Source organism: Pseudacidobacterium ailaaui (genome assembly GCF_000688455.1).
GTDB classification, from domain to species: Bacteria; Acidobacteriota; Terriglobia; order Terriglobales; family Acidobacteriaceae; genus Pseudacidobacterium; species Pseudacidobacterium ailaaui.
This window is the reverse complement of sequence record NZ_JIAL01000001.1, coordinates 3661725-3686523: the sequence shown is the minus strand read 5'-3', so window position 1 is coordinate 3686523 and position 24799 is coordinate 3661725. Positions and strand designations below refer to the sequence as shown.

22 protein-coding genes and 1 CRISPR repeat array are annotated in these 24799 nt (G+C 55.4%); of the genes, 12 read left to right on the top strand and 10 right to left on the bottom strand.

Translation table 11 applies throughout. The features are described from left to right. Nucleotides 1-57 precede the first annotated feature (57 nt). A CRISPR array of direct repeats spans nt 58-2406; the repeat unit is 36 nt; unit sequence GCTTCAATGAGGCCGCAGTGTTTCCACTGCGGAAAG. Between the two features lie 184 nt (nt 2407-2590). Together N655_RS0116415 and cas2 are read right to left on the bottom strand one after the other, a co-directional pair. Then, on the bottom strand, nt 2591-4405 hold the full coding sequence (locus N655_RS0116415; RefSeq protein WP_026443857.1) for a CRISPR-associated endonuclease Cas4/Cas1: 1815 nt from the start codon (nt 4403-4405) through the stop codon (nt 2591-2593). A gap of 24 nt (nt 4406-4429) precedes the next feature. Continuing rightward, complete coding sequence (gene cas2 / locus N655_RS0116410) at nt 4430-4759, bottom strand: CRISPR-associated endonuclease Cas2 (protein WP_202900350.1); 330 nt, start codon at nt 4757-4759, stop codon at nt 4430-4432. Nucleotides 4760-5164: 405 nt separating this feature from the next. Between cas2 and cas3g the strand changes: the two genes are divergently transcribed. The 4 genes from cas3g to csb2 are packed head-to-tail and all read left to right on the top strand — an operon-like array spanning nt 5165 to nt 12277. Then, complete coding sequence (gene cas3g / locus N655_RS0116400) at nt 5165-7570, top strand: type I-G CRISPR-associated helicase/endonuclease Cas3g (protein WP_026443855.1); 2406 nt, start codon at nt 5165-5167, stop codon at nt 7568-7570. Continuing rightward, on the top strand, nt 7567-9741 hold the full coding sequence (gene cas8g1 / locus N655_RS0116395) for a type I-G CRISPR-associated protein Cas8g1/Csx17 (RefSeq protein WP_026443854.1): 2175 nt from the start codon (nt 7567-7569) through the stop codon (nt 9739-9741). Before cas3g ends, cas8g1 begins: the two co-directional genes overlap by 4 nt. Before the next feature lie 28 nt (nt 9742-9769). After that, nucleotides 9770-10789 carry a type I-G CRISPR-associated RAMP protein Csb1/Cas7g gene (gene cas7g / locus N655_RS19550; RefSeq protein WP_044934936.1) on the top strand — a complete coding sequence of 340 codons (1020 nt, stop codon included), beginning with the start codon at nt 9770-9772 and terminating at the stop codon, nt 10787-10789. A gap of 3 nt (nt 10790-10792) precedes the next feature. Then, nucleotides 10793-12277, top strand: a complete 1485-nt coding sequence (csb2, locus tag N655_RS0116385; protein WP_026443853.1) for a type I-G CRISPR-associated protein Csb2 — start codon at nt 10793-10795, stop codon at nt 12275-12277. A gap of 234 nt (nt 12278-12511) precedes the next feature. On the opposite strand, the gene N655_RS0116380 is transcribed toward csb2, so the two are convergent. From N655_RS0116380 to N655_RS0116365, 4 genes are read right to left on the bottom strand one after another with little or no spacing between them, the layout of a single operon-like run. Then, nucleotides 12512-12967, bottom strand: a complete 456-nt coding sequence (locus tag N655_RS0116380; RefSeq protein WP_238324807.1) for a DUF1440 domain-containing protein — start codon at nt 12965-12967, stop codon at nt 12512-12514. Between the two features lie 51 nt (nt 12968-13018). Then, the gene (locus tag N655_RS0116375; RefSeq protein ID WP_026443851.1) at nt 13019-14080 is read right to left on the bottom strand and encodes a lysylphosphatidylglycerol synthase transmembrane domain-containing protein; all 1062 of its coding nucleotides are present in this window, start codon (nt 14078-14080) and stop codon (nt 13019-13021) included. Nucleotides 14081-14096: 16 nt separating this feature from the next. Beyond that, the gene (locus N655_RS19545; RefSeq protein ID WP_081823845.1) at nt 14097-14885 is read right to left on the bottom strand and encodes a lytic transglycosylase domain-containing protein; all 789 of its coding nucleotides are present in this window, start codon (nt 14883-14885) and stop codon (nt 14097-14099) included. Nucleotides 14886-14899: 14 nt separating this feature from the next. After that, entirely contained in the window at nt 14900-15802 is a 903-nt protein-coding gene (locus tag N655_RS0116365) for a Cof-type HAD-IIB family hydrolase (RefSeq protein ID WP_026443850.1), read from the bottom strand. A 40-nt stretch (nt 15803-15842) separates the two neighbouring features. On the opposite strand from N655_RS0116365, the gene N655_RS0116360 reads away from it, so the two are divergent. Then, nucleotides 15843-17057: a threonine synthase gene (locus tag N655_RS0116360; protein ID WP_026443849.1), complete on the top strand. Its 1215-nt coding sequence runs from the start codon at nt 15843-15845 to the stop codon at nt 17055-17057. A 19-nt stretch (nt 17058-17076) separates the two neighbouring features. Here the strand turns inward: N655_RS0116360 and N655_RS0116355 are convergent, their stop codons facing one another. After that, nucleotides 17077-17502, bottom strand: a complete 426-nt coding sequence (locus N655_RS0116355) for a BrxA/BrxB family bacilliredoxin (protein ID WP_026443848.1) — start codon at nt 17500-17502, stop codon at nt 17077-17079. A gap of 62 nt (nt 17503-17564) precedes the next feature. On the opposite strand from N655_RS0116355, the gene N655_RS0116350 reads away from it, so the two are divergent. Genes N655_RS0116350 through recO form a run of 5 tightly spaced genes read left to right on the top strand, consistent with a single transcriptional unit; the run spans nt 17565 to nt 21460 of the window. Continuing rightward, complete coding sequence (locus tag N655_RS0116350; RefSeq protein WP_026443847.1) at nt 17565-18590, top strand: UDP-N-acetylmuramate dehydrogenase; 1026 nt, start codon at nt 17565-17567, stop codon at nt 18588-18590. A 5-nt stretch (nt 18591-18595) separates the two neighbouring features. Beyond that, nucleotides 18596-19585, top strand: coding sequence for a UDP-3-O-(3-hydroxymyristoyl)glucosamine N-acyltransferase (lpxD, locus tag N655_RS0116345; RefSeq protein WP_026443846.1), 990 nt, complete (start codon nt 18596-18598; stop codon nt 19583-19585). 4 nt (nt 19586-19589) lie between these two features. Then, a complete protein-coding gene (locus N655_RS19540) occupies nt 19590-20213 on the top strand; it encodes a P-loop NTPase family protein (RefSeq protein ID WP_044934934.1) in 624 nt (207 codons plus the stop codon). 2 nt (nt 20214-20215) lie between these two features. Next, entirely contained in the window at nt 20216-20701 is a 486-nt protein-coding gene (locus N655_RS0116335) for a YbhB/YbcL family Raf kinase inhibitor-like protein (RefSeq protein WP_202900349.1), read from the top strand. A gap of 18 nt (nt 20702-20719) precedes the next feature. After that, entirely contained in the window at nt 20720-21460 is a 741-nt protein-coding gene (gene recO, locus N655_RS0116330; protein WP_026443844.1) for a DNA repair protein RecO, read from the top strand. Here recO and N655_RS0116325 read toward each other — a convergent pair. The 3 genes from N655_RS0116325 to N655_RS19535 form a co-directional block, all read right to left on the bottom strand. Further along, a complete protein-coding gene (locus tag N655_RS0116325) occupies nt 21449-22213 on the bottom strand; it encodes a YggS family pyridoxal phosphate-dependent enzyme (protein ID WP_026443843.1) in 765 nt (254 codons plus the stop codon). The genes recO and N655_RS0116325 overlap by 12 nt on opposite strands. Before the next feature lie 71 nt (nt 22214-22284). Next, nucleotides 22285-22536: a CPCC family cysteine-rich protein gene (locus N655_RS0116320; RefSeq protein ID WP_026443842.1), complete on the bottom strand. Its 252-nt coding sequence runs from the start codon at nt 22534-22536 to the stop codon at nt 22285-22287. Between the two features lie 57 nt (nt 22537-22593). Continuing rightward, nucleotides 22594-23097 (bottom strand): AI-2E family transporter, encoded by a 504-nt coding sequence (locus N655_RS19535; RefSeq protein WP_044934933.1) that lies wholly within the window; start codon nt 23095-23097, stop codon nt 22594-22596. A gap of 130 nt (nt 23098-23227) precedes the next feature. Between N655_RS19535 and purQ the strand changes: the two genes are divergently transcribed. Together purQ and N655_RS0116305 are read left to right on the top strand one after the other, a co-directional pair. Next, nucleotides 23228-23959: a phosphoribosylformylglycinamidine synthase subunit PurQ gene (gene purQ, locus N655_RS19530; RefSeq protein WP_155987634.1), complete on the top strand. Its 732-nt coding sequence runs from the start codon at nt 23228-23230 to the stop codon at nt 23957-23959. 15 nt (nt 23960-23974) lie between these two features. Continuing rightward, nucleotides 23975-24769, top strand: coding sequence for a tyrosine-protein phosphatase (locus tag N655_RS0116305; protein WP_026443841.1), 795 nt, complete (start codon nt 23975-23977; stop codon nt 24767-24769). Nucleotides 24770-24799 lie beyond the last annotated feature (30 nt).

The following is a 24799-nucleotide window of genomic DNA, read 5'->3' as shown; positions in this document are numbered from 1 at the left end:
GCAGTGTTTCCACTGCGGAAAGCTGGTGTCCCCCGGCATCGCGCAGGGCCTTCATCAGCTTCAATGAGGCCGCAGTGTTTCCACTGCGGAAAGGCTGCCCATGAAGTTATTGTGCTGTACGTAGGTACGCTTCAATGAGGCCGCAGTGTTTCCACTGCGGAAAGCATCATCGCAGTGGGCACGGCGCTGCTGGGCGTGCTGGGCTTCAATGAGGCCGCAGTGTTTCCACTGCGGAAAGCATTGATGACCCCCGTTGACATCCTCTCCCGCCTGCTTCAATGAGGCCGCAGTGTTTCCACTGCGGAAAGCGCTGTCGGTCACAGACCAGTCCTACACATTAGGGAGCTTCAATGAGGCCGCAGTGTTTCCACTGCGGAAAGATGGTAGGAGACGTGAATAAGGCGAGCCGTGCAAGCACGGCTTCAATGAGGCCGCAGTGTTTCCACTGCGGAAAGGCACGCATCGCAGCGAACCCAGTTGTATTCCTCAGAGCTTCAATGAGGCCGCAGTGTTTCCACTGCGGAAAGGATCTCTTTTGGCCTGCACAAGCTGAAGTTAACGACGGCTTCAATGAGGCCGCAGTGTTTCCACTGCGGAAAGCCAGGACGCTTTTGACGAAAGGAAATGTTACCGTCAGCTTCAATGAGGCCGCAGTGTTTCCACTGCGGAAAGCTGCTTAGGGACTGAAACCATGACGCGGCTTACGAAGCTTCAATGAGGCCGCAGTGTTTCCACTGCGGAAAGATGTTGTGTCAGCGTTGATCTTTACATTGTTGCCAGTCGCTTCAATGAGGCCGCAGTGTTTCCACTGCGGAAAGGAAGGCACGCAGGTTACCGAAAGTGACGTATCGCTCGGGCTTCAATGAGGCCGCAGTGTTTCCACTGCGGAAAGGACGATCGAGTCAATCTCATGGCCTGCCAGCACAAGCTTCAATGAGGCCGCAGTGTTTCCACTGCGGAAAGAGCTCTGAGACTGGCAAATGGAATTCCGGTCAACAGGCTTCAATGAGGCCGCAGTGTTTCCACTGCGGAAAGACAGGCGGCACAGAGTGCACGCCAGCAAAACCAGTTGCTTCAATGAGGCCGCAGTGTTTCCACTGCGGAAAGCTCGAAAATGTCAGGCAGCCTGAAGCCATGATGCTGGCTTCAATGAGGCCGCAGTGTTTCCACTGCGGAAAGATTGATGGGCATCCAATATTCTTCGGCCCATGCTTCATGCTTCAATGAGGCCGCAGTGTTTCCACTGCGGAAAGTCGAACGCACCCAGCGCATAGCTGACATCAACAATCGCTTCAATGAGGCCGCAGTGTTTCCACTGCGGAAAGCAAGCCTGTTGTGAGTGCTGGTCCTGACTCCATCAGCTTCAATGAGGCCGCAGTGTTTCCACTGCGGAAAGCGCGCCGGATCATATACTTGTCCAGTTTGCCGAACAGCTTCAATGAGGCCGCAGTGTTTCCACTGCGGAAAGGCTTGAAAACAGGAACAACTAGGCAATCTTGCGGAGCTTCAATGAGGCCGCAGTGTTTCCACTGCGGAAAGCCCTGCGAGCGTCCGCGATCTTCGCATGCACACGTGGCTTCAATGAGGCCGCAGTGTTTCCACTGCGGAAAGCGCCCGAGACAAGCTCTCTACTACTCCTGAAGAGAGCTTCAATGAGGCCGCAGTGTTTCCACTGCGGAAAGGCACAGGTGCATTGCCAATGTTAGAGTTGACTGGCAAGCTTCAATGAGGCCGCAGTGTTTCCACTGCGGAAAGGGCGAAGGTTCGGATCCTTTAACCAATCGCCGGGATAGCTTCAATGAGGCCGCAGTGTTTCCACTGCGGAAAGGTGCAGCTGCGGCAGGAGAGGCATCCGCAGGGGCTGGCTTCAATGAGGCCGCAGTGTTTCCACTGCGGAAAGGCCGCCTGTCCGAAAACAGTTGTGAACCCTGCCGAATAGCTTCAATGAGGCCGCAGTGTTTCCACTGCGGAAAGAGCAGTTGCGGGATGGTGTTTTGCTGAGCTGGCACAGCTTCAATGAGGCCGCAGTGTTTCCACTGCGGAAAGGGTGTTTCTGCGCTGCTTTGCCGGATGCGATATTGAGCTTCAATGAGGCCGCAGTGTTTCCACTGCGGAAAGGCGGGAATATCTACGGACAGAATCTTTCGGCCACAAGCTTCAATGAGGCCGCAGTGTTTCCACTGCGGAAAGGCAGGTAGTCGCGGCGAAGGAAGAGGTTGCGCAGTGCTTCAATGAGGCCGCAGTGTTTCCACTGCGGAAAGTTGGAGCGCTTAAGAGCAAGTTTCAGCAATTCATTTGCTTCAATGAGGCCGCAGTGTTTCCACTGCGGAAAGTGTGGTTTGTGCCACTGACGACAAGGCGCAGGATAAAGCTTCAATGAGGCCGCAGTGTTTCCACTGCGGAAAGGGCTCCATCCAGACGTGGTCTATTTTCAAGGACCTGCGATCCTCTTTGCGAGAGGTTGCCACCTGGAGGCTGCAAGCTCCAGCATATCAAGCCAGAGGGTAGCGTCAAGTCCACAGTTTTCTTGGGGTTGAAGACTGCGAGCGGTGGCCGGCATTGGCGCATCACGGTACCGCTCGCAGCAAGGTCAGTGGGTAATGAAGACGGGATAGTCATCCAGTTCTCCATTGAGGAAGCGGGCCAGTAAGCGAGCTTGGATCTCTAAAAGCCGACGATAACTGACACGATAGTCGAACAAGGGATGGGTGACAAGACCATCCATGCGCAGCTCATAAGCACGGAAGAGGCTTTTTCGTCCGCCAGGTTTGAGCGCTACCGCCGGGCCGGAGCGGATGAAGTCAGACGGTGTGACCATGCCGGTGTTAATGGCGGTCAATACGACGGAGTCTGCGATGAGAGGGCGGAAAGGTTCCATGAGGTCCAGTGCCAGGGCGGGACGGCCAAACCGAGGCTGATGATAGAAGCCCCAGTACGGGTCGAATCCGAGAGCATAGCAAGTGACGGTGAGGTCTTTGACCAGTAGGCTATAGGCCAGCGAAAGCAGCGCGTTGACGGGATCGCGGGGTGGGCGGCGATTGCGCTGCGTAAAGTCAAAGCGGAAATCGAGAGACGCGCCATGATGCGCCGTGCTGCCTTCGGCAGGGGCCTTCAACATTCCCGCAAATTCCCCAAAGTAAACGCGGGCAGCAGAGCCTTCGATACCGAGGAGCTCCTCGAGGTCCCTGGCTGCTTCAGCCTTTCCTGCAAGTTGCTTGAGCTGCCGGAGGGCCATCTGCGGTGGCTCGATGTGGTTGCGTTGCAGCATGGTGCGCTGGTTGCGGATTTTGCCGGCGACCAGTGCGCGCGACAGGCGCAGCGTGATCCATTGGTGTTCGGCACAGGCAAACTGGCGATATCGTAAAAATACATTCCGAGCATTGAGACCGCGAGTGATGCCATAGAACCAGCCTCCTTGAGAGAAGTAACAGACAGGGATTTCCGCAGCACAGAAGGACTGGATGGCCTGAGTAGAGAGTTGAACGTTGCCGAAGAGATTGATCTGTGAGATTTCACGCAGGCGGACCTCTTGCTTTAAGGTGTCTCCATCTTTGATTTGCAGGACTTCTCCGGACTTACCGACACGGAAGCCCTGGGAGTTGAGATACAGAGGGCGGAGGTCGTCGCGGGCGGGGAGCAGCTGCCGTACCGGTGCAGGAGAAGCATCCGGTTCGAGGGCAAACAAGGACATCTGCATGGGGCGAGCTGCTTCAAAGCGTAGAGCACGCGTCTGAAGTGCGTTGGTTTCATCTGGAAGGCAGATTCCAACTAACGAGCAGCGGGGACATTTGGGGCTGTCCACCAGTGGGGGTGGAGGCTGATCTTGTAAAGCAATGCTTCTGGCCTGGACCAGCAGCTCTTCAGCTTCAGCGAGCAGAGCATCGTCTATGACGATGCGCACGCGTTGCCTGGTGCTGGCATAGTAAAGAATGCCTTCTTTGCAGGAGTAGCCATTGTCGCGCAGGACGATGGCCTGGGCGGCGATCTGGATGCGGTCCGAAGGCCAGGGCGCAGGCAGGGCGTCGACTTCGCGCGGGCGGCCCCTTTTGTAGTCCACCGGGCAGACAACACCGTTGTCACCTTCGATAAGGTCGAGCTTTGCGATGAGACCAGCGCGATCGCTGGAAAGGGTGATGGAGCGGGAATGGATGGTTTCCTGCGGAAGGTCTTCCGGGGCGGGAAGGCTGCCAGGTGTGGAGTCCACACGAGAATGGATGGCCTGTCCTTCCAGGGTTTCGACGTTGTGTTCAAAGACGCCTTCGACCCACTCGTAGAAAAAGAGGCGCGGACAATAAGCAAACTCATTCAACATTCGGGCGGGCAGAAGATCAGGCAGGGCGTTGGGGGGCCGAAGGCGGAGGTGATGAATGAGATCTTTGTCCTGATGGAGAGGCTGTGTTGACATGCATCGGCTCCTTTTGCGATAGAGTCAGACAACAATGCAGGGACTGTCCATGTTGGTGTAGGGCCTGCCGAGAGCAGTAATGACGCGTTCGCCCCGACCTTCTGCGGGTCCGAGGTTGACGAATAGCACCTGATCGGCTTCATGATGGATGACGGCCCGGAGGGCCTCACGGCAGCGCACCAGGTCTGCGGGGGTGAACTGGCATTCAAAGACAGAGAATTGCAGATGGTCCCCAAAGCCACGCATGATTTTAAAAACTTTGCGCAGGCGTTTGTCGTCGGAGATGTCATAACAGACAAGGTAGGAGTGACGCATCACGACCACCTCTTGCCAGAAATTAACAACGAGCATCATAATACGGGATTTGCAGGGTAAGGCACTCGAAAATGACAATCCAAGATGTCTGTAGCAGTTGTTGTTACATAATGTTTAATGGCTTTATTCTGACTGCCGGGGGACAGATCATGGATTCTGGTGCGCGCCGCGATTCGTCTGCTTTTCAGGCCATTCGGATGGGTGCAAGAGGGATGCTGTTCATCGATCTGGAACCATGACTGGATCCACGCAGTATGGCGGCAATCCGTTACCTAAGGTCCTTGTGTTTTTTAAAAGTGGATGCTATTTTGCTTCCTATCAAATACCTGCTGTTTGATGGCGTGATTCTAGGGAGACCATCGCGAGTGAGAAAAGAGCGATGGCAATGAAGTTGAAATGCATTGTTGACGAACAGAAGTCTTTCGATGTGCTTTGGTTGCTGGCATGGACTACAGAAGATTTTTTTCAGAGGCCACGCGTTTATCTTCGCCCTTCGATTATCAAGCCCGTCTTGCTGAGCAGCCATGGCCAGACCTGCTGAGCGTGCCGACTGGCATGGGTAAGACTGCAGCGGTCACACTGGCATGGCTATGGAAGCGTGGTTGGCGTTCGGGCAAGCGATCTGAGGTCAGAGACGCTTCCACCCCAAGCCGGTTGATATGGTGTTTACCCATGCGCGTACTGGTGGAGCAAGCAGAGGAGAACATCCAGGCGTGGCTGCGTAACCTGGACATTTGTGGTCAGACCTATGAAAGAGATAGGGTGTCGGTCCATGTTCTGATGGGGGGATCCAACGACGATCAATGGACCTATTTCCCGGAAAAAGACCTCATTCTGATTGGCACACAGGACATGCTGCTTTCTCGTGCCCTGATGCGTGGATACGGAATGAGCCGCTATCAGTGGCCAGTCCCATTTGCTTTGCTGCATAACGACAGCATGTGGGTCTTTGACGAGGTACAACTGATGGGGGCGGGACTTTCCACCTCCGCGCAGCTGGAAGCTTTTCGCCGGCGCTTTCCTCTGGCTAAAAACAGCCGCTCGCTGTGGGTTTCCGCTACGCTGAACAAGAAGTGGATGGATACGGTTGACTTGAAGCCGTATGTGGAAGGCTTGAAAACACTGGGCCTTGAAGAGGATGACCAGCAGCAGGCCGAGGTGGAAAGGCGGCTCAACTCCGTCAAGGCCGTGAAAAAGCTCCCCATCATTCTTGGAAAAAATGCTGGCAAAAAAGATGGCCGGGATGCCTACCTGAAGGCGTTGTGCGAAGAGGTGTTGAAAGCTCATGCTGAAGACAGTCAGACCCTCGTCATTCTGAACCGGGTCGATCGCGCGCAACGCTTGTTCTGCCTGCTGCGCAAGGCGCGGCCAGAGCAAGAGGACCTTCTTGTCCATGCGCGCTTTCGCGCAGCGGACCGCAGGAAGCAGAACAAGCGCCTGAGCGATTCCAACTCCGAAAGGAACCGCATTATCGTTGCAACTCAGGCCATCGAAGCTGGAGTGGATATTACGTCAAAGGTGCTGATTACTGAACTTGCTCCATGGTCTTCGCTCGTGCAGCGGTTCGGACGCTGCAATCGCTACGGCGAGCATAACCCCGAAGGAGCAAAAATTTTCTGGATCGACATAGAGGACGACGAGGAAGCGTCAAGGCCCTATGACAGCGGTCAGCTGGTCACAGCGCGCCAATACATGGAGAAATTGACCAGCGCGAGCCCAAGCGATCTGAGGGAGAGCGATGAGGACAGGCCACTGACGGCCACGCTGCGCCAAAAAGACTTTCTCGACCTCTTCAATACCGACCCCGATCTTTCCGGCTTCGATGTGGATGTGTCGGATTACATCCGGGACAGTGACCCGCCGGGAGTACAGGTCTTCTGGCGTGATTTTGAAGACAATCCCAATGAGCCAAAGCCGCAGGGCGGCCCCGCCCGCGATGAGCTGTGTCCCATTTCCATGGGACAGGCCAAGGACCTGCAAAAACGGGGTGCTTGGTATTGGGATCCGCTGGATGACCGATGGGTCAAGCTTGACCGTTGGCCGCGTTCCGGCATGGTGCTGTTGTTGAGAGCCTCCGACGGGGGTTACATCGAGGAAATAGGGTTTGATGCAAATTCTAAAGATCCTGTGCCGCCGGTCAATACTGCGGACGCCGAGCTTGATGCTTACAGTGAAGATGATCTCTCCAGGCAAAAGCACCCAGTCGCGTTGGTCGATCATCTCGGTCATGCAGCCGATCACATCATGCAACTATGCAATGCGCTTGATGAGACCACACATGCGGATGCATTGCGCCGTGCGGCACTCTGGCATGATGTGGGCAAGGCCCATATCGTATATAAGACGCGCTGTGGTCTGGCCGATGACGATCTTCCACTCGCAAAGTCACCGAGGTATAACTGGCGCCTCGAGGATGAACGCAATCGAAAGGTCTTCCGTCACGAATTGGCCTCCGCGCTTGCGTGGCTGGCGCAGCATGATGGCGAGCAGGACGCCGACCTCATCGCCTATCTCATAGCGGCGCACCACGGCAAAGTACGCATGAGTCTGCGCGCCATGCCAACGGAAGATCCGGCGCCCGATGGCAGACGCTTCGCGCGCGGCATCTGGGAGGGCGATGAGCTTCAGGCCCTGGATTTTCATGGCGAGCACAGTAATCAAATTGCGCTCAGGCTTGCTTTGATGGAGTTGGGCGAAGGTGAACAGGGCCCGTCATGGACGGCGCGCACGCTGGGTCTACTTGATGACCATGGCCCTTTCAAGCTTGCATGGCTGGAAACGCTGGTGCGTCTGGCGGACTGGCGGGCCTCTGATGAAGAAGAAAATGCCGTGTCGCAGGAGGGCGCATGAACGAGATAGTTCTTGGTGGGTGTTCGCCAACGCCGTTGGCCAGCTATCTTAAAGCGCTTGGAGTCTTGCGATTGCTCTCCGGAAAATATCCAGAAACCAAGGCAGCTTGGAGAAACGAATCCCTTTGGCTGCGAACACCGCTGACGTGTGAGCAGATGGAGCAGTTCTTTCTGCACGAATATCAGCCAACGCCGGTCATGGCACCGTGGAATGGCGGCAGTGGGTTCTATGAAAAAGATAATAAATATGCGCTCAACATAATTCTTAAAAGCGATGACGCCAGGCTTGACACTTATCGCAACTGCTTGGGTATGGTCGAAGAAGCCCTTACAGGCATGGACCGAAGCGCCAGTCCCAAGGGTGAAGAAAAGGTTTTTCTTCTTGTCCAGATGCGTGGGCTTCTCCCCGACGAGGCCATCGATTGGTTGGATGCGGCGGTTTTTCTCACAGGCGACACGCCGCAATATCCCCCTCTGCTCGGTACAGGGGGCAATGACGGCCGGCTGGACTTTACCAATAACTTTATGCAGCGCCTTGTGGATGTACTTTGTTTGGACGGTAAGAGCGCTGAGGCGGAGTCGCGTAACTGGCTTCGGATGTCACTGTTTGGAGAGCCCGCCGCAGGTCTGATCAACAGCAAGATCGGCCAGTTTTCACCTGGACAGGCCGGTGGCCCCAATGCCACGACTGGTTTCAAGGCCGAGGCTGTCATCAATCCATGGGACTTTGTACTCATGATTGAAGGCGCTTTACTCTTCGCTGCTGCCGCTGTTCGCCGCCATGAGGATGATCCCTATGGCGCTCTGAGTTACCCATTTACTGTGACGGCCGTTGGAGCGGGATTCGGCGGCCTGGGTGAAGGCGATAAAGCCAATGCGCGCGGCGAACTTTGGATGCCATTATGGAGCCAATATGCGAGTTATCCAGAGGTCCGTGCTCTGCTTTCTGAAGGTCGTGTAGTACTTGGCAGGAAGCCGGCGCGGAACGCGCTTGATTTCATCCGCGCCATCCACCATTTAGGTGGTTATCGGGGTATCCGTAGCTTTCAACGCTATGCGTTTCTAAAGCGAAATGGTGACGCGCATCTTGCTACTCCTCTTACGCGCGTCGAAGTGACTGATAAGCCTCGTACGAACCTGCTCGATGAACTCGACCAGAATCACTGGCTGGAAGAATTTCGTAAGTTCGCACAAAGCGATGAGATCGCAAAGCGCTTTCATACCTTGTGCCATGATCTGGAGGACATTTTTTTCAAGTTCTCCGGCAAAGAATCTACTCCTGCAGAAACCCAGGCCATCCTGACATTGCTTGGAGAAATTCAATCTGCGCTGGCCAGCAGCAGCAAGGCAAGAGAAAATGTCAATCCAATCCCGCTACTTTCTAAGCGGTGGATACAACAAGCCAATGACCATACGCCGGCCTTCCGCATTGCTTGTGCATTGGCCGGTTTGCGAGGAACCCAGGAGATCCGACTGCCAATCATGGCCCAGATTTTTCCCGTGCATCCCTGCTCGCCGCGGTGGAAAGAAGATACCGAGGGTGACCGGAAGCGTGGAAAAGACCTTTACGATGGAGTGCGGCTTTGCATGGGCATGGCTGGAAGCCTCCCGAATCAGCTGCGCCATCTGCTTGAGCGCAGACTCTGGCTGGCTGAAAAACTTGAGATGAATGATAAACCGCTGCAAAGTGCCTCTGGCGCTACGCTTGAGGACGTTGCAGCCTTTCTTGAAGACGACAGCATGGACCGGAAGATTGCTGCACTCCTGCCGGGCCTGAGCCTGTGCAAGGTACCGGAAGACGACGACCGCAGATCGAACGGAACGGTTCCCGCGGCCTTTGCTCTGCTGAAGCTATGCTTTACGCCCAACTCGATTTTGCGCAGTCTGGGAGTGCTTCAACCAGATGTGCACCTTCCTGTGCCCCCGGGGGTTCTTACGCAACTTGCCTCCGAACATAAGCCCGATCGCATGGTGCTTGCAGCATGGCGGCGACTCCGCATTGCTGGCATGGAGCCGGTTTTTACGCAGGACGCTTTGCCTGCACTCGATGGCATCTCTGCGCAACGCGTAGCTGCTGCGCTGCTCATTCCGTTGCGTTACGGCGCGTATGGCAAGCTTGCGGGGAGCGTGCTGAAGAAGATCCATGATGCGGCTGGAAATCCGGCGGCATAACATTGTCGAACTTTGAAAGGAAACTGCCATGAGCCTTGATCTTTCCACGTTGAACAACGCTCCTCGTCTGCTGCTGGAGGCAAAGCTGCAACCGCTGCAGGGGACACGCTTCCAACCAACGGGCTTCCCGGAAATCGGCGCAGCACAATACGAAGGACCAGATGGAACAGCGATGTTGTTGGTTGAGTCTGCGCAAAGTATGGCCAACCGCATGGAGGAAGTTTGTTGGGACAAGGTCGCTGATGACTGGGTCCAACCGTTGCAAGGCCTGTCTGTCATTAAGGTCAAAGATAAGGATGGCAAGCCACTCACCAACTCGGTGCTGGAAGCCCATCGCATCAATTCGCCCTACATTCTTGAAGGGAGAGACAAGACTGTCTTCAACCGCCTGAAGAGCGAATTGGCCAATATGGAAGAGGGTTTGGTTGACCTGCGCAAGCTAGCGTCCATTCTGTTAAAGCTCGACATCAATGCTTTACTGCATGGCGTTTTCCTGGCGAAGAAAGAGCTTGCCGGTGGTCGTCTGCGTCTTCCTCGTGCTCTCTCAGGTTTTATCGAAGCGAGTAAAGTCAATACGGCCGCCAGCGGTGGCGTAAAGAATGATGGAGTAAACCCCTCGGGCGATACTTCAAAGGGATTTGGAAACGTCCCGTTTGCCCGCGACGAATTTGTCTCATCCGATATCGGTGCGTTCTTCAATCTTGATCTGGCCCAACTACGCGGCTATGGATTTTCTCAACCTGTATATGAGCTGCTTGTGGGACTGGCGCTCTTTAAGATTCGAGGTTTTCTCGAAGAGGGACTGCGTTTGCGGACGGCATGCGATCTCGAATGCAAGTCGATCGAGGTGAAACGCCCGACGGGCTTTGAACTTCCCTCCTGGGATGCGCTCAAAAGCGCACTTCCTGGTCTGATTGAAAAGGCCAAGGCTGACGCAGGCTTTGAAGTCACAACGGTAATTTACAGCAGCGCTGGCAAATCCAACAAAGATACTAGCAACTCCACATCTGGTACGGCTAACGCCAGCGGCGACGACCAAAGGGAATAGACCATGCTGGCGATCGCATTCACCTTTCCCGCTGGACGCTACCATGCGACGCCTTGGGACCGGCACGTCAACGAAGGGGCAATCGTCTGGCCTCCGGAGCCCTGGCGTGTGCTGCGCGCCCTCATTGCTACCTGGCACCATAAGGTCAAGCCTCTCGGCAGACATGAGGAGTCTACGCTGCGCGGCCTGATCGAAGCGCTTTCGCAGTCTCTTCCTGAATACTCTCTGCCAGCTGCGAGCCATAGCCATACGCGGCACTACATGCCGCAATGGAAGTCGGGCGAAACATCGCTGGTCTTCGACGCTTTTGCATCGGTCTGCCGCAAGGAGCCTCTGATTATGGCTTGGCCGGGGCTAGATTTGTGCCCGGAGCAGCTTGCTTTGCTGGACGACCTGCTTGCCGTCATGGGATATCTGGGACGTGCTGAGTCGTGGATTGAAGCCGTCCGATTTGAGGGCAGATTTCAGCCGAACTGTCGTCCTGAAATCGAGCCGTCTGACAGCGAATCAGTGGAAGAGAGGGTCACGCTGCTTGCTCCGTTGAGGCCAGAAGATTATGACAGCTTCCGCAACAGCTTTCTGGCCGATAAAGACAACAAAAAAGCGAAGAGGCTCGCCAAGACGTTACCAGAAAATTTGCTGGATGCTTTGTCAGTAGAAACCTCCACTCTGCGTACTCAGGGCTGGAGCCAGCCCCCAGCCGCGCGCAAACAATTCTATCGCCGCCCTGCCGAAGCGCTTCGTCCACGACGTAAGCCTCAACCGGCAACATCTCGTACGGCAACGACGGCCCGCTATCTCTTGATTGGGAAGCCTCTGCCACGCGTGGAGGAGACTGTTCGCATTGGCGAATTATTTCGACGTGCCGTTATGAGCGAAGCCAAGCGGTTATTGGGTGAAGGTGCGATTCCCGCATTCATCTCAGGGCACGGATTGCCAAATGAGAATCGTCATCGCCATGCCTTTTATCTGCCTTGGGATCAGAACAACGATGGACGCATCGACCATCTCATCCTCTATCTTCCTGATCGCATGGATCTGGAGACGCGGCAAATCGCTGAAAGACTCAAGCGCATCTGGAGCCATGACGGCGGTGAATGGCAAGTCGTGCTTGAAAACATCGGTGAGGCGGAAGCCGGGGGAAATTTGTTGGCCAAAGTGAGCGAGTGGGAATCGGTTACGCCGTATCTGCATCCGTGGCACGTGAAACGCGGCTTCGATGTCGCAGCACAGATCAGGCGAGAATGCGCTATGCGGGGATTGCCCGAACCGATACAACTGACTTCCTTAAAAGAGATTCCGGTTGGAAATCAGCTGCGTCGGCCTCTTGATTTCCGCCGACACCGTGAAAAGCGTGGTCTTATGCAACCAGACCGTCGGGGGAGTTTCTGGCGCATCCGCTTTCCCGAGCCAGTAGATGGACCCATCGCGCTGGGGTTTGGGTGCCATTTTGGCTTAGGGCTATTTTGTCCCGCAGATGGAGCCTGAAGTTTACTCCAAGCCGGGTTGCGGATTTCCTCTGGGCTTCTCAGGGCGCGTGCTTCCCACTTGAGAGTTGGTGTGCAACATTCCGAGACAGAAAAAGCAAGGCTGGAGGTCCAGTAGCTTTCGATATCACATAACCTGTGGAGACTCCACCCGGGCGTTCAGATGGACTTTCCGGGTGCGATATTCCTGTCCGTTTTTTGCCATGAAGCCCGGATGGCTGGTGGTCCAGAACGTTTAAAGAGAATGCCGCACCGCGCGTCTTACGGTATCCGTGACAACACCATAAATTGCATGCGTGGTCCACTCGCTGGCGCGTTCCCTGGAGGCTTGAAGTTCGGGAGGGGCCGCGAGTCCCATTCGCGGCAGCAGAGATTCGTGGGTCAATTTGTTGAGTGTAAGGCCGAAGGCGGCGCCTCGCCATGCGGTCACGGACGGTTCAAATTCACTGATTGCTCCATAAATAGCTCCGGCCAAGGCCCCAAAGCCCCAGTGGATGCCTTGCATCGCAGCTCGTTGTTTCTGCTTCGGCAGCGGGTGCCCTGCCACCTGCTCGGCAAGCACGACGGGAGGTGAGGGCTGGCCCTTGGAGCGCGGAGGAAAGAGGTGCTCCGCCAGGGCTTTTGCGCCAGCTCCTGCCAGCCCACCCACCAATCCGGCAACAGCACCTTTGAGTACGGACCTTGTTTTCATCGTCATATCTTCTGAGATGCCAAGTGCCAGTCTCACGTTCCCTTTGGAAATTCAGGATGTGGATGGGTGCAGGGGTGCCTTTTCCGCCGCTTCTTCGCTTTCATGCGCTACCTTCCGCAAGGAGATATGGTCAAAGTGGGCCCAAATCAACCCCAGCGGGATGACGCTAAGGAATGTCACCAGCAGCAGAACCGAGCCGCATCCCAGCGCTGGCTCCCACGACACCTTAAAAAAGGCCTGCATGGCTGCTGTGGTAAGACCGATCTGCGTAAACCAGCCCAGGACCGGCAGTGTAATCAGAGAGCTGCCCATGCTTGCGGCCATCAGCAACATGCACTGAGAAAGGCGCAGGTGCGAGAGGACCGGATCGGCAACAAAGGCCCGCGCTGTTTCCAGATAAGCCAGCGCAATCATGCCCCAGTGGACCAAGGAGATGCCAATGACAAGCATCAGATCAGCCATTGAGCCGATGGCATTCAGCCCGTCGCGAAAATTCAGGACCTTCTCTTCGATTTGCCGCCCAAGATTTTGCGAAAGTGTTCCGATGGACTTTCCCAGCAGACGGCCTATGCTTTGTCCTGATGCGCGGACAAAGCCGGTAAAGAAAGCAAGGAAAAGGGCCACAAGGAGTCCGCCCAGGGCTGCCTTATTGATGAGGTCTGGTCGCGGCAACGCCTGACGGTCTGAAGAAAACAGAAGGACAGTGGAAAAGATCAATGCCATAGAACCCATATCAAACATGCGTTCTACGGTATAAACCGCAATCTGGGCGCTCAACGGAATCTGAGTTCTCCTGGATACCAGATACGGACGCACAAGGTCAGCAAGCCTGCCGAAAATGGCCACTCCTGTGAACCCAATGACCATGGGGCCTACCAGAGTAAAAGGAGAAATGCGTCGCGTTGGCCGCAAAAAAATAGACCAGCGCAGGGCGCGCAAGCCATAGGCGGCCCAGATCAGGCCAATGCCCATGCTGATACGTTTCCAGTCGGCCAGTCTGAGCTGCTCAAAAAAAACTTTCCATTGAAAATGGATGCGCTGCCGCGCCCAAAGCGTGAAAACCGTAAGTACAGCCAGAATGACAAGCCAGAGGATCCAGTTCTTTTTGGTCAAAGAGCGTCCTTCGTTTTCAGAAAGTATTCTTTGTGGCGCTGTTGGTCAGACTTGCAGTCTGCTTGCCGGCAGACATGCGCTCTGCATATCTCCGGTTAAATTCATGAATGATTCGCGCCACATAAAGTCGGGTTTCCCGGTAGGGAGGAATCCCATGCCAGTGGTCTACCGCCGCGGGGCCAGCGTTATAAGCGGCCAGGGCGAGTGCCAGGTCATCGTGATACTTTTTCAGCAGAGCGTCGAGATACGCGGTCCCACCGTTGATATTTTGGTCCGCTGCAAAACTGTCACTTACGCCGAGCGCCGCGGCCGTTTTTGGCATAAGCTGCATCAGGCCCCGCGCGCCGGCACGGCTGACTGCATGCAGATTTCCACCGCTTTCTGCATGGATGATGCTGGCCAGCAGGTCTACATCCAGGTCATGTTGTTTTCCCGCGCGGGCCAAAATCTGATGCATATCTTCCGATGTGGGCCCAGCAGGATTTGCCTGGGGAGATGGGCCAGGCCCAGGAAGATCGACATGCTCTATGCCCACAATCTCGGAAGTGTCCACGTCGATAAAATTGGTATTTCCCGAATCGAGATAAAGACGGACGCGGTCCCCATTCGACTCACGGTGGTCGCAGAACAGGTCAAAACCATTTTTCAGTGCGATGCGTTCGGCGGCGTAAGCATGAAAACAGAAGCACAGGAGCAACAGCCCAGCGCTGGCCAGTTTTCGGTGAAACCTGAGGGCGCCATGCTGCGATCGCAGATCATGGAATCCGCCGGAAGCGTGTCCGCTGGTTTGCCACAGACGATTCATAGGCTGTATGAGGCTCACTTTACCACGCTTGTATGACAAAGTATCCGTTCCAGGATGACCGCCACTCCGTCATCGTCATTCGCGGGGGCGATGTCCCATCCCCGCTCCTTCCCGATTGCGAGCAGAGAAGGCGAGGCATTGGCCATCAGCACTGGATTTCCCGAACACTCCAGCATTTCAAGGTCATTCAGGTTATCACCGATGGCCATGATCTCTTCTCTTTTTATCCCACGGGAGTCAGCCAGTTTCTTCAGGGCCACTCCCTTCGAGCAGCCGGGAGGGAGAATGTCCAGGATGCTCAGGTTGCGTGCAGGATATTGTGTCTGATGCAGCTCAATTCGTTTTGCATAAGCGCTGGAAGCCAGCCATTGCTGCACTTTGTTCATCTCTTCCACTGTGCCGCACACCATTCCCTGTACAGGAGCTTCTCCCGTCGCAAAGGCATCCTCCAGCGGCCGCACTTCTTCGATCCAGGGAAGGTTGGCCTCTACCCAGGCCGCAATGCGTGAATGCAATTGGACCAGCGACTCCAGGACGAGCTCCCCCTTTCCATTACGGTCAAAGGTAAAAACGGTAGTCCCGCCAAACTGCCGTAAAACTCCACAAAGATCACGCGCTGTTTCTATCGGAAGCCATGCATGCTCAAGGCGTTCTCCGGACAAAGTACGGGTCACGGAGCCGTTCGAAGTAATCAGGACCGTTTCCGGCTTCAACCCCAGCGGTGCCAGCAATGGGGTGGCGTAAGCCTGGCGTCTTCCGGTAGCGATCACGATTTCCAGGCCCGCACTTTCTGCATGACGCAGGGCCTGCCTGTTCCGCTCACTGATCGCGGTTCCCGAGGATGGCAGTAATGTGCCATCAATATCAATTGCAATCAGTTTGATGGGAGGGGCAACCTGGTGAGGAAAATCGGCCATTGTGGATAGTTTACAGGCCGGGTGTTGTTACGCTGAGATTATGGCATCTATTACATGCTTCGAATGCTCCCGTTGCCGAAATCAGGTGTCCGCAGACAGCTACAAGACAGTCTGCCCTTCCTGCGCCGGACCGCTTTATGTTCGCTATGACATATCAGCCTTGCAAAAGACGGCCGTTCGTCCAGTCGAGGGCGGAAACCAAAGCATGTGGCGTTATGCCAGTGTCCTTCCAGACGTCGATCCGGTAACTCTGGGTGAAGGCTGGACCCCGATCCTGCGGAGCCGCCGATTTGCACATCTGTATCTTAAGGAAGAAGCGACCAATCCAACCGGGACTTTCAAGGCCCGCGGTATGGCGATGGCTGTTTCGATGGCCCGTCATTACGGATTAAAGAAGCTGGCTGCCCCTTCGGCCGGAAACGCCGCCGGAGCTCTGGCAGCTTACGCTGCAGCGGCTGGTATCGAGGCACACATTTTCATGCCCAAAGATGTACCTTTGGCCAACTATCTGGAGGGCGTCGCCTACGGAGCCAATGTGACTCTGGTGGACGGCCTTATCTCTGACTGTGCTCGAATCGTCCAGGAACGCAAGGAAAAGGAGGGTTGGTTCGATGTTTCTACACTCAAGGAGCCATTCCGCGTTGAAGGCAAAAAAACCATGGGATACGAGCTGGTAGAACAGCTTGGCTGGACCTATCCGGACGCTGTTTTTTATCCCACGGGCGGCGGGGTCGGGCTTATCGGCATGTGGAAGGCCTTTGAAGAGATGGAGCAGCTTGGCTGGGTGCGCGGCAAGCGCCCGGAAATGATTGCTGTCCAGGCCAGCGGATGTGCCCCGGTCTCCCGTGCATTCCAACAGGGCGCAAAAACATCACAAATGTTTGAAAACGCTTCAACTTTTGCTTCCGGTCTTCGCGTGCCGAAACCCTACGGTGACTTCATGATCCTGGACATTGTCCGGTCCTCGGGGGGTACAGTTGTAGACCTTCCCGATGAAAAGATCCTTGCCTCTTTGCTGGACTGGTCCCGGCATGAGGGTCTGCTGCTTTCACCCGAAGGAGCGGCCGCAACAGCTGCCTATGATTTCCTGATAGAAACTGGTTTTTTGCGTCCTGACGACCGCGTTGTGATTTTTAATACGGGGTCTGGTTTGAAATATGTGGACCTGATCGCTGATGCAATGGGCATCCGCCGGAATGAGGTGAAGACTCTGCCCCAGCGGACGCCCGTAGGAGGGATCATTACGCCGCAATAACAGCGGCCCTGCTGGCGCCTTATGCTGTCGCCTTGGCGCAGAACTCGTTGAAGGCGCGGGCAAGCTCCTCGGCGATGCCTTGCGCCGTATTATTTTCAATCATGAAGCGCTGCATCAGATAAACTAATTTGCCATCACGCAGAATGGCGATCGCAGGCGACGTGGGAGGATTTCCTTCAAAATAAGAGCGTGCGCGTTCTGTTGCCTCACGGTCCTGTCCGGCAAATACAGTGATGGACTGGTCAGGAACAACGGAATTCTGCAGAGCCAGTCTCACTCCTGGGCGCATTTTGCCTGCGGCACAACCACAGATTGAATTGACGACCACCATGGTGGTGCCCGGCCTTGCCAGCGCGGCGTCCACTTCCTCTGGAGTGCGGGTTTCCTTGATGCCAGCGCGGGTCAGCTCCTCGCGCATGGGAATGACCATGATTTCCGGATACACGTTTTTTCCTCCATACCGGGTTTGTCCGGCACTCTTTTTATTCTACTGGTATCTTGAAGCTGATGCGTGTCCTTGAAAACGTTCCTCTGGCCCCATACACGACCTTTGGGATTGGCGGTCCGGCGCGTTGGTTTGTGGAAGCCCATCACGAAGACGAGGTTGTAGAGGCAGTCCGGTTTGCCCGGGAACATGCCACCCCGCTTTTTGTGTTGGGCGGAGGGAGCAATCTGCTGGTAAGCGACGAGGGATTTCCCGGTCTTATCCTGCATATTTTGCTTAAAGGAATCGAACAAAACGGCAGGAATTTTTCCGTTGCTGCCGGAGAAGAATGGGACGCCTTTGTAACCACTGCGGTCTCACAGAACTATGCAGGCGTGGAATGCCTTGCCGGAATTCCGGGAAGTGTAGGAGGAACGCCAGTGCAGAATGTAGGCGCTTACGGACAAGAAGTTTCCAGTACCATCCGTTGCGTTCGGGCCTTTGATTGTGAACAAAACCGGTTTGTGGCCCTAGGCCGGGATGACTGCCATTTTGGTTATCGCCGCAGCATCTTCAACACCCAGGCCCGAGGCCGCTATATCGTCACCCGCGTGGAATATGACTTAATACCTGACGGATATCCAACAGTTTCCTATAAAGACTTAAAGCAATACTTTGAGGATTGGACGACCATGCCTTCCCTGGGACAGGTCAGCGCGGCCGTGCGCGAGATCCGGCACAGGAAAGGAATGTTGCTGGTTGCCGGAGAGCCAGACGCGAAAAGCGCCGGCAGCTTTTTCAAAAACCCCATAATCACGCCGGACCATTTTGAGCAGATCGTGGTCCAAACGGGTGGCGCAAATGTACCGGGTTATCCCACGGAGGGAGGGCAAATCAAAATACCGGCAGCATGGTTGCTGGAACAAACTGGCTTCCATAAAGGTCATGTGCACGGACGCGCCGGCATCTCAAGCCGGCACTCGCTGGCCCTCATCAATCGCAATGGAGCTTCTGCAGGAGAAATCATTGCGTTACGGGACCGCATCGTTGCGGCCGTAGAGCAGAAGTTTGGAATCCGGCTGGAGCCTGAGCCAGTCTGGGTGGGATGAATTCTATGAAACTGGAAGAAATTGCCATTTCCCTTGGCGCAGAAGTCCGCGGCAGCAGCGATGCAGATGTGCTGCGCGTTTCCAGCACAAAATCAGCGTCACCGGATGCCCTGGTGTTTGCAGAAGACGAGGCTGCGCTGCGTCAAGCACTCGAATCCTCATGTGCGGCCGTGTTGGTGACAGCAGAGCTGGCGGAGAAAGCCAGTGGGAAAAAGCCTCTCCTTGTTTTACGGCAACCCCGGCTCGGTTTTGCCCGGGCGGCGCGTCTGTTGCAACGGCAGGAAGAGGGACCAGAGGTCCATCCGACAGCCATTCTTGCTGCTGGGGTGCGGTGCGGTCGAAATGTCTCTGTAGGTGCCTATGCAGTGCTGGAGGAGGGGGTGCAGGTAGGAGCAGGGACAAGGATCGGTGCGGGCGCGGTGATTGGAAAGGGCGTGCGAATCGGAGAAGAATGCAGGATTTATCCGCGCGTAGTTTTCTATCCCGGAGTAACACTGGGAAACCGCGTTGTTGTGCATGCGGGAGCAGTTCTGGGTGCAGATGGATTTGGTTATGTGCGGGACATGGAGACCGGCGAATATCTCCAGTTTCCGCAACAAGGGACGCTCGTGGTGGAAGATGATGTTGAGATTGGGGCAAATACCACGATCGATCGGGGGGCCCTGGAGGAGACCCGTATTTTGCGTGGCGTCAAACTCGATAATCTGGTCCACGTGGGACACAATGTCCGAATCGGCAAGAATGTAGTCATTGCGGCGCAAACTGGAGTTTCCGGCAGCAGCACCCTTGGCGACGGCGCAATTGTCGGTGGTCAGGTTGGGATTGCGGACCATGTGGAGATTGGCGAACAGGTGATTCTCGGGGCGCAGTCTGGCATCCCCTCACGCAAAAAGCTCCGTGGTCCGGGGGTCGTCTTCTGGGGAACACCGGCACGCCCCATCAGAGAATATCTGAAAGAGCTTGCGGTACTGGCACGTCTGGCCCGGGAGAAATAAGGTCATGGCCATCATCGTAGTTGGCGGAAATGCTCGAAATGTGGGCAAGACTGCCTTGGTTACCGGCTTGATTTCGCATCTGGCCGGTTATGGTTGGACGGCCTTGAAAATTACCTCTCATGCGCATTGCGGGGGTCCTGCCACCCGGTTCCAGATCGTAGAAGAGCAGCAACGCGGCGGCCGCCCGGATACTGCCCGTTATCTGGCTGCCGGGGCGGTGCGAGCATGGCTGGTCTGCGCGCCCGAAGGTACGCTCGCTCAAGGCATGCCGATGGTCCGGAGCTTGCTTGAGGAAGCAAGGAATGCCATCGTTGAATCCAATCGTATTCTGGAGTTCATCCAGCCGGACCTTGCTCTGGCCATCATGGACCCGAAGACGCCAGACATAAAGTCCTCTGCGCAGCGGTTTTTCCAACTCGCAGACGCTGTGCTATTTCCAGGCGGCGCAAGCGAGCCATTTCCCGGATGCCTTCCACGTAAAGGCATCCCGAACTTCGTTGTGCAGGCTCCCTCTTACCTGAATGATGAGGTCCTCAGCTTCGTGAAGCAGCAGCTCGTTTCGAAAGAGAATGAGAGGCAAGCATGTTCGCCGGCATTCACACCCGTCTACGGCTCCCATGGACAATAATTATGCTTTGGGTTGCCATGCACACTTCGGCCAGTGCTGGATTGACTGTGGTCAGCCAGGATTTTCCTGACCATGGTGCGATTCCGCAGAAATTTACCTGCGATGGAGAGAATCTTCCTCCGCAGATCTCCATAGCAGATGTCCCTTCCAAAACCCTGGGCCTGGCGCTCATCATGGAAGACCCGGACGCTCCCGGAGGAACATTTACCCACTGGATCGTATTTCATCTGCCCGCGCAGGTCCGGCTGTTGTCACAAGAAACTGTTTCCCAAGGAGCGAGGCAAGGAAGAAATGATTTTGACAAGACCGGGTACGGAGGGCCGTGTCCTCCGCCTGGTCGGGCGCACCACTACCTTTTTCATGTTTATGCATTGGACCGGCAGATTGAATTGCCCGATGGTGCGACCAGAAAAGATTTAGAACAGGCGATGAAGGGGCATGTTCTGGCAGAAGGGAGTCTGACCGGGCTTTACGGCCGCAGACAATAGTATCCTCACTATGAGTCAATGGTTCATCAGCAGGAAGCCGTCGTTCTTCGCACGTGGCCAGTGCATGAGGCCGACCTTATCGTCTCTCTTTTTACCCGCGGACACGGAAAGATAAAGGGCATCGCTAAAGCGGCCAGCAAAAGCCGTCGCCGCTTTGGCGGGGCACTGGAGCCAATGACCTGCGTCGTGGCCAATTACGCGATTCGGCCCAGGCAGGAACTGGTCCGGCTGGATTCGTGCGAGATTATCACATCTCCTCTTTCCAGAGCAGTAGACTACACTCGTGCCGCCGCACTGGCTTTCTATTCCGAGGTGCTTGAAGAGTGCCTGCCCGATTACGACCCGCAGGATGCTGTTTTTCGACTCGTGCATTCTGTTCTGGAGCACACAACCACAACAAATGTCTGGATGCCGGTGACGTATTTTGCACTCTGGATGTTGCGCCTGATGGGGTGGATGCCCGACATTCTGCACTGCACAGTCGGGGGCGAGCCCTTCGTCGGGCGGCCGGCATACTGGCATGCGCAAGCTGATGGTCTGGTGTGTGCGCAGCACAAAAGGCTGGCGAGTTCGGTGTTATCTGCTCCGTCACAGGCCATGGCCGTCCGCATTTTCCATCGTCCTCTGGCCGCATTCACTCAGGAGAACTGGTCTTCGGCGTGCGGGGTTGATTTACGTCGATTTGCCGTGCAGGCACTGGAGCGGCACCTGGAGCGCAAGCTTACCTCGGCCCGGGTCCTGATGAAGCTAAGCGGATAGCTTGACTGGTCCTTGTCTCTGCCCAAAGATGGCGGAGCCGATACGGACCATCGTGGATCCTTCTTCAATCGCAATCTCAAAGTCTCCCGACATACCCATGGAAAGCTGGCTGAAGTCAAGTTGTGGATACTGCGCGGCCCACGCATCGCGCAACTGCCGCAGGTTTCGAAAGCAGCGACGTGCCGTGTCGGGGTTTCCATCCAGCGGGGCGACCGTCATCAGGCCATGCAGCGTCAGATGGTCCATTGCTGGCAGTCGTTCCAGCAGATCTGCCAGTTCGCGCGAATGGGGAAGCAGGCCGGTCTTGGTAGGTTCTTCACTGAGCTTGATTTCAAGCAGTATCGGGACCTGTCTGTGGAGTCTGGCAGCGGCCTCATTCAGCCGCTGGGCAATCCGAAGCGAGTCTACCGTGTCCACAGCAGAGAAAACTTCCACGGCCCTTGCCGCTTTGTTGGACTGTAGATGGCCAATCAAATGGACTTCTGCCTGGTCGCCTCCGTCCTTCCTGGTTCCGGCGATGTTGATGCCGAAAGCTTTTAAATCAGAGGATTTCTGTTGAAACTCCTGCACCCTGTTTTCTCCAAAAATCCGAATGCCCGCCGCATAGGCCGCAGCCATGGCCTCGGCAGGATGTGTTTTGGAGACCGCCATCAACTGTACCGTGTCAGGATCGCGGCCGGCGCGGCGGCAGGCCGCCCCGATCTGGTCATAAAGATGTTGCAGACGATCAGAAATTATTTGCTGCAGGGACATGCAAACTGATTGTATCGAGCTCCTGGCTGAGACGTGAATCTTCTGATGCAGCGCAGGTCGGCGCGACCGGATCAGATTTCGCCTGGCTCGGGTGTCCTCACGTGTGGAACAAATTGCGGATGGGCCGCGCCATAGAGCTGAAAGTTCTTTCTCGCTTCAGTAAGGCTCAGCTCACCATTGACTGTGCCGCGCACGGTGTCAGCATCGTTGTCATCCTGTCCGTCGTCCTGCCACCAGCAGACAGGGCAAAGTCCATTCGAATCTGGTCTGGCCAGAGTCTTATAACCGCAGCAGAGGCAGCGCACACGCGTAAGTTGTTTCATAACACTTCAGACGCAACTCGAAAATGCGAGTTGCGGAACTTCTTCAGAATTTGTTTTTCATCTTTGCATGGCGGTTCCACGCTCCTGTGCCGCATTCGGGGGTCTGCGGAAGGCATAAATGACGGCCAGCAGCGGAGGCGCCAGCAATACTCCCCAGAAAGGGATCACGATTCCCAGCACAATGGGTGCAAGGATGGATGCCCAGACGGGAACACGGGCTGTGCGCTTCATCAGCGCTGGCTGGATCAAGATTTGATCTACAAAGATAATGATGGCATAAAGCCCGAGAAGAAAGCCCAGCCGCTCCATGTCCCGGCCACTGACACTGAACAGGATGCTTAATACAGGGCCCAGCAGGGCGATGACGCCACCAAAATTAGGGACAAAGGCCATCAGTCCGCCGATGAGCGCCCATACGGGAAAAAGCGGAACGTGTAGCAGCCAGAGGCCGACCAACCAGAGAAGGGCCACGCACAATGCTTCCAGGGACACGGCGCGCCACCAGTTCACTAAGGCCGTGCCCGCGGTCGTGCTTGAGCTTTTTAGGTCAAATGGAGACATGGCAGCAATTTCATCCAAAGGTTAGAAGTCCAAAAGTGGCTAAAAGATGGCCGCATTATTGATCTGCTTTTGGCAGGGCGTCTGCAAGCTGTACCATCGGACTGCCCAAAGCTGTTAGCCTGTTATTAGTATGAAATTCGGCGTGCTCGTATTCCCTGGCTCCAATTGCGATCAGGACACCTATCATGTGATTTCTGAAATCGCGCAAAAACCGGTGACTTTTCTTTGGCATGATTCCTCCAGCCTGGAAAATTGTGATGCCATTCTGGTGCCGGGAGGCTTTGCTTATGGAGACTATCTGCGGACCGGAGCCATCGCGCGTTTTTCTCCTGTCATGCAATCCGTCAAAAGGTTTGCCTCTGAGGGCGGACTGGTATTAGGCATTTGCAACGGATTTCAAATTCTTTGCGAAGCCGGTCTACTGCCGGGTGCTCTGATGCGCAACGCCGGGTTGCGTTATATCTGCAAACAGGTTTACCTGCGCACGGAGACGGCCCGCTCACCCTTCACGGGAGCGCTGCAAAAAGGCGACGTTTTGAAGATTCCAATCGGGCATATGGAAGGGAACTACTTTTGCGATGCCGAAACGCTGGCGAGGCTGGAAAGGGAAGATCGCATTGCTTTCCGCTACAGCACCGCAGAAGGAGAAATTACGCCGGAAGCCAATCCCAATGGGTCGTTGGGGAACATTGCCGGGGTGTTAAGCGAGGGCCGCAATGTGCTGGGCATGATGCCGCACCCTGATCGCTCTGCTGAAGCATTGCTCGGCTCCTCAGACGGGTACAAGATCTTTGCGTCCCTTATCGACTATCTCGCAGTACGGGAAAAAGGTTCCATCTCCCAGGAACTGGCACTTAGATAGCGGGTCCTTGCATCCATGATTGATATTCATCATCACTTGTTGTTTGGCCTGGACGATGGGGCCGCAGACATGGAGACCTCGTTGGCAATGGCTGAAATGGCCGCCAAGGACGGCATTACACACATTGTCTGCACTCCGCATGCAAATGACAGATATCGCTTTAATCCTGATGTAAACCAGGAACGCCTTGCAGTCTTACGCGAACATCTGAATGGCAGGATGACGCTCGGCCTGGGCTGCGATTTTCATCTGTCGTATGACAATATCGAGGACGCACTGAAGAATCCTGCCAAGTACACCATCAACCAAAAAAAATATCTTCTTGTTGAGTTTGCAGACCTGATGATTCCAGCAACCATCCATGAGGTGTTTTATGAGATGGGTGTGCAGGGTCTTTGCCCCATCATCACACATCCTGAGCGGAACTTTACTATCCAGCGCCACCCGGAACGGATGGTCCCCTGGCTGCGAGAGGGCTGTCTGGTACAGATTACGGCCTCCTCCCTGACGGGGCGTTTTGGACGTACTGCGCAATCCATGGCTTTTAATTTTCTTGACAGGAACTGGGTCCACTTCATCGCCAGTGATGCGCATAATCTTAGTTCGCGTCCTCCGGTCATGAGTGAGGCATATAGAGTGATTGAGCAACGGTATGGGAAAGAGACCGCCGAACGGCTGTGTGTAACAAACCCGAAAGCGGCCTTTGATGGATCGGCTTTGCCAGTTCAGCCCGAGCCAGTGGGGCTCCATGATGAGCTGGACGCAAAGCCCAAAAAGGGTTTTTTCAGCCGGTTGTTTGCTTCCAAATGACCCTTAGAGCTTTGTTGCAAGACCAAGGCA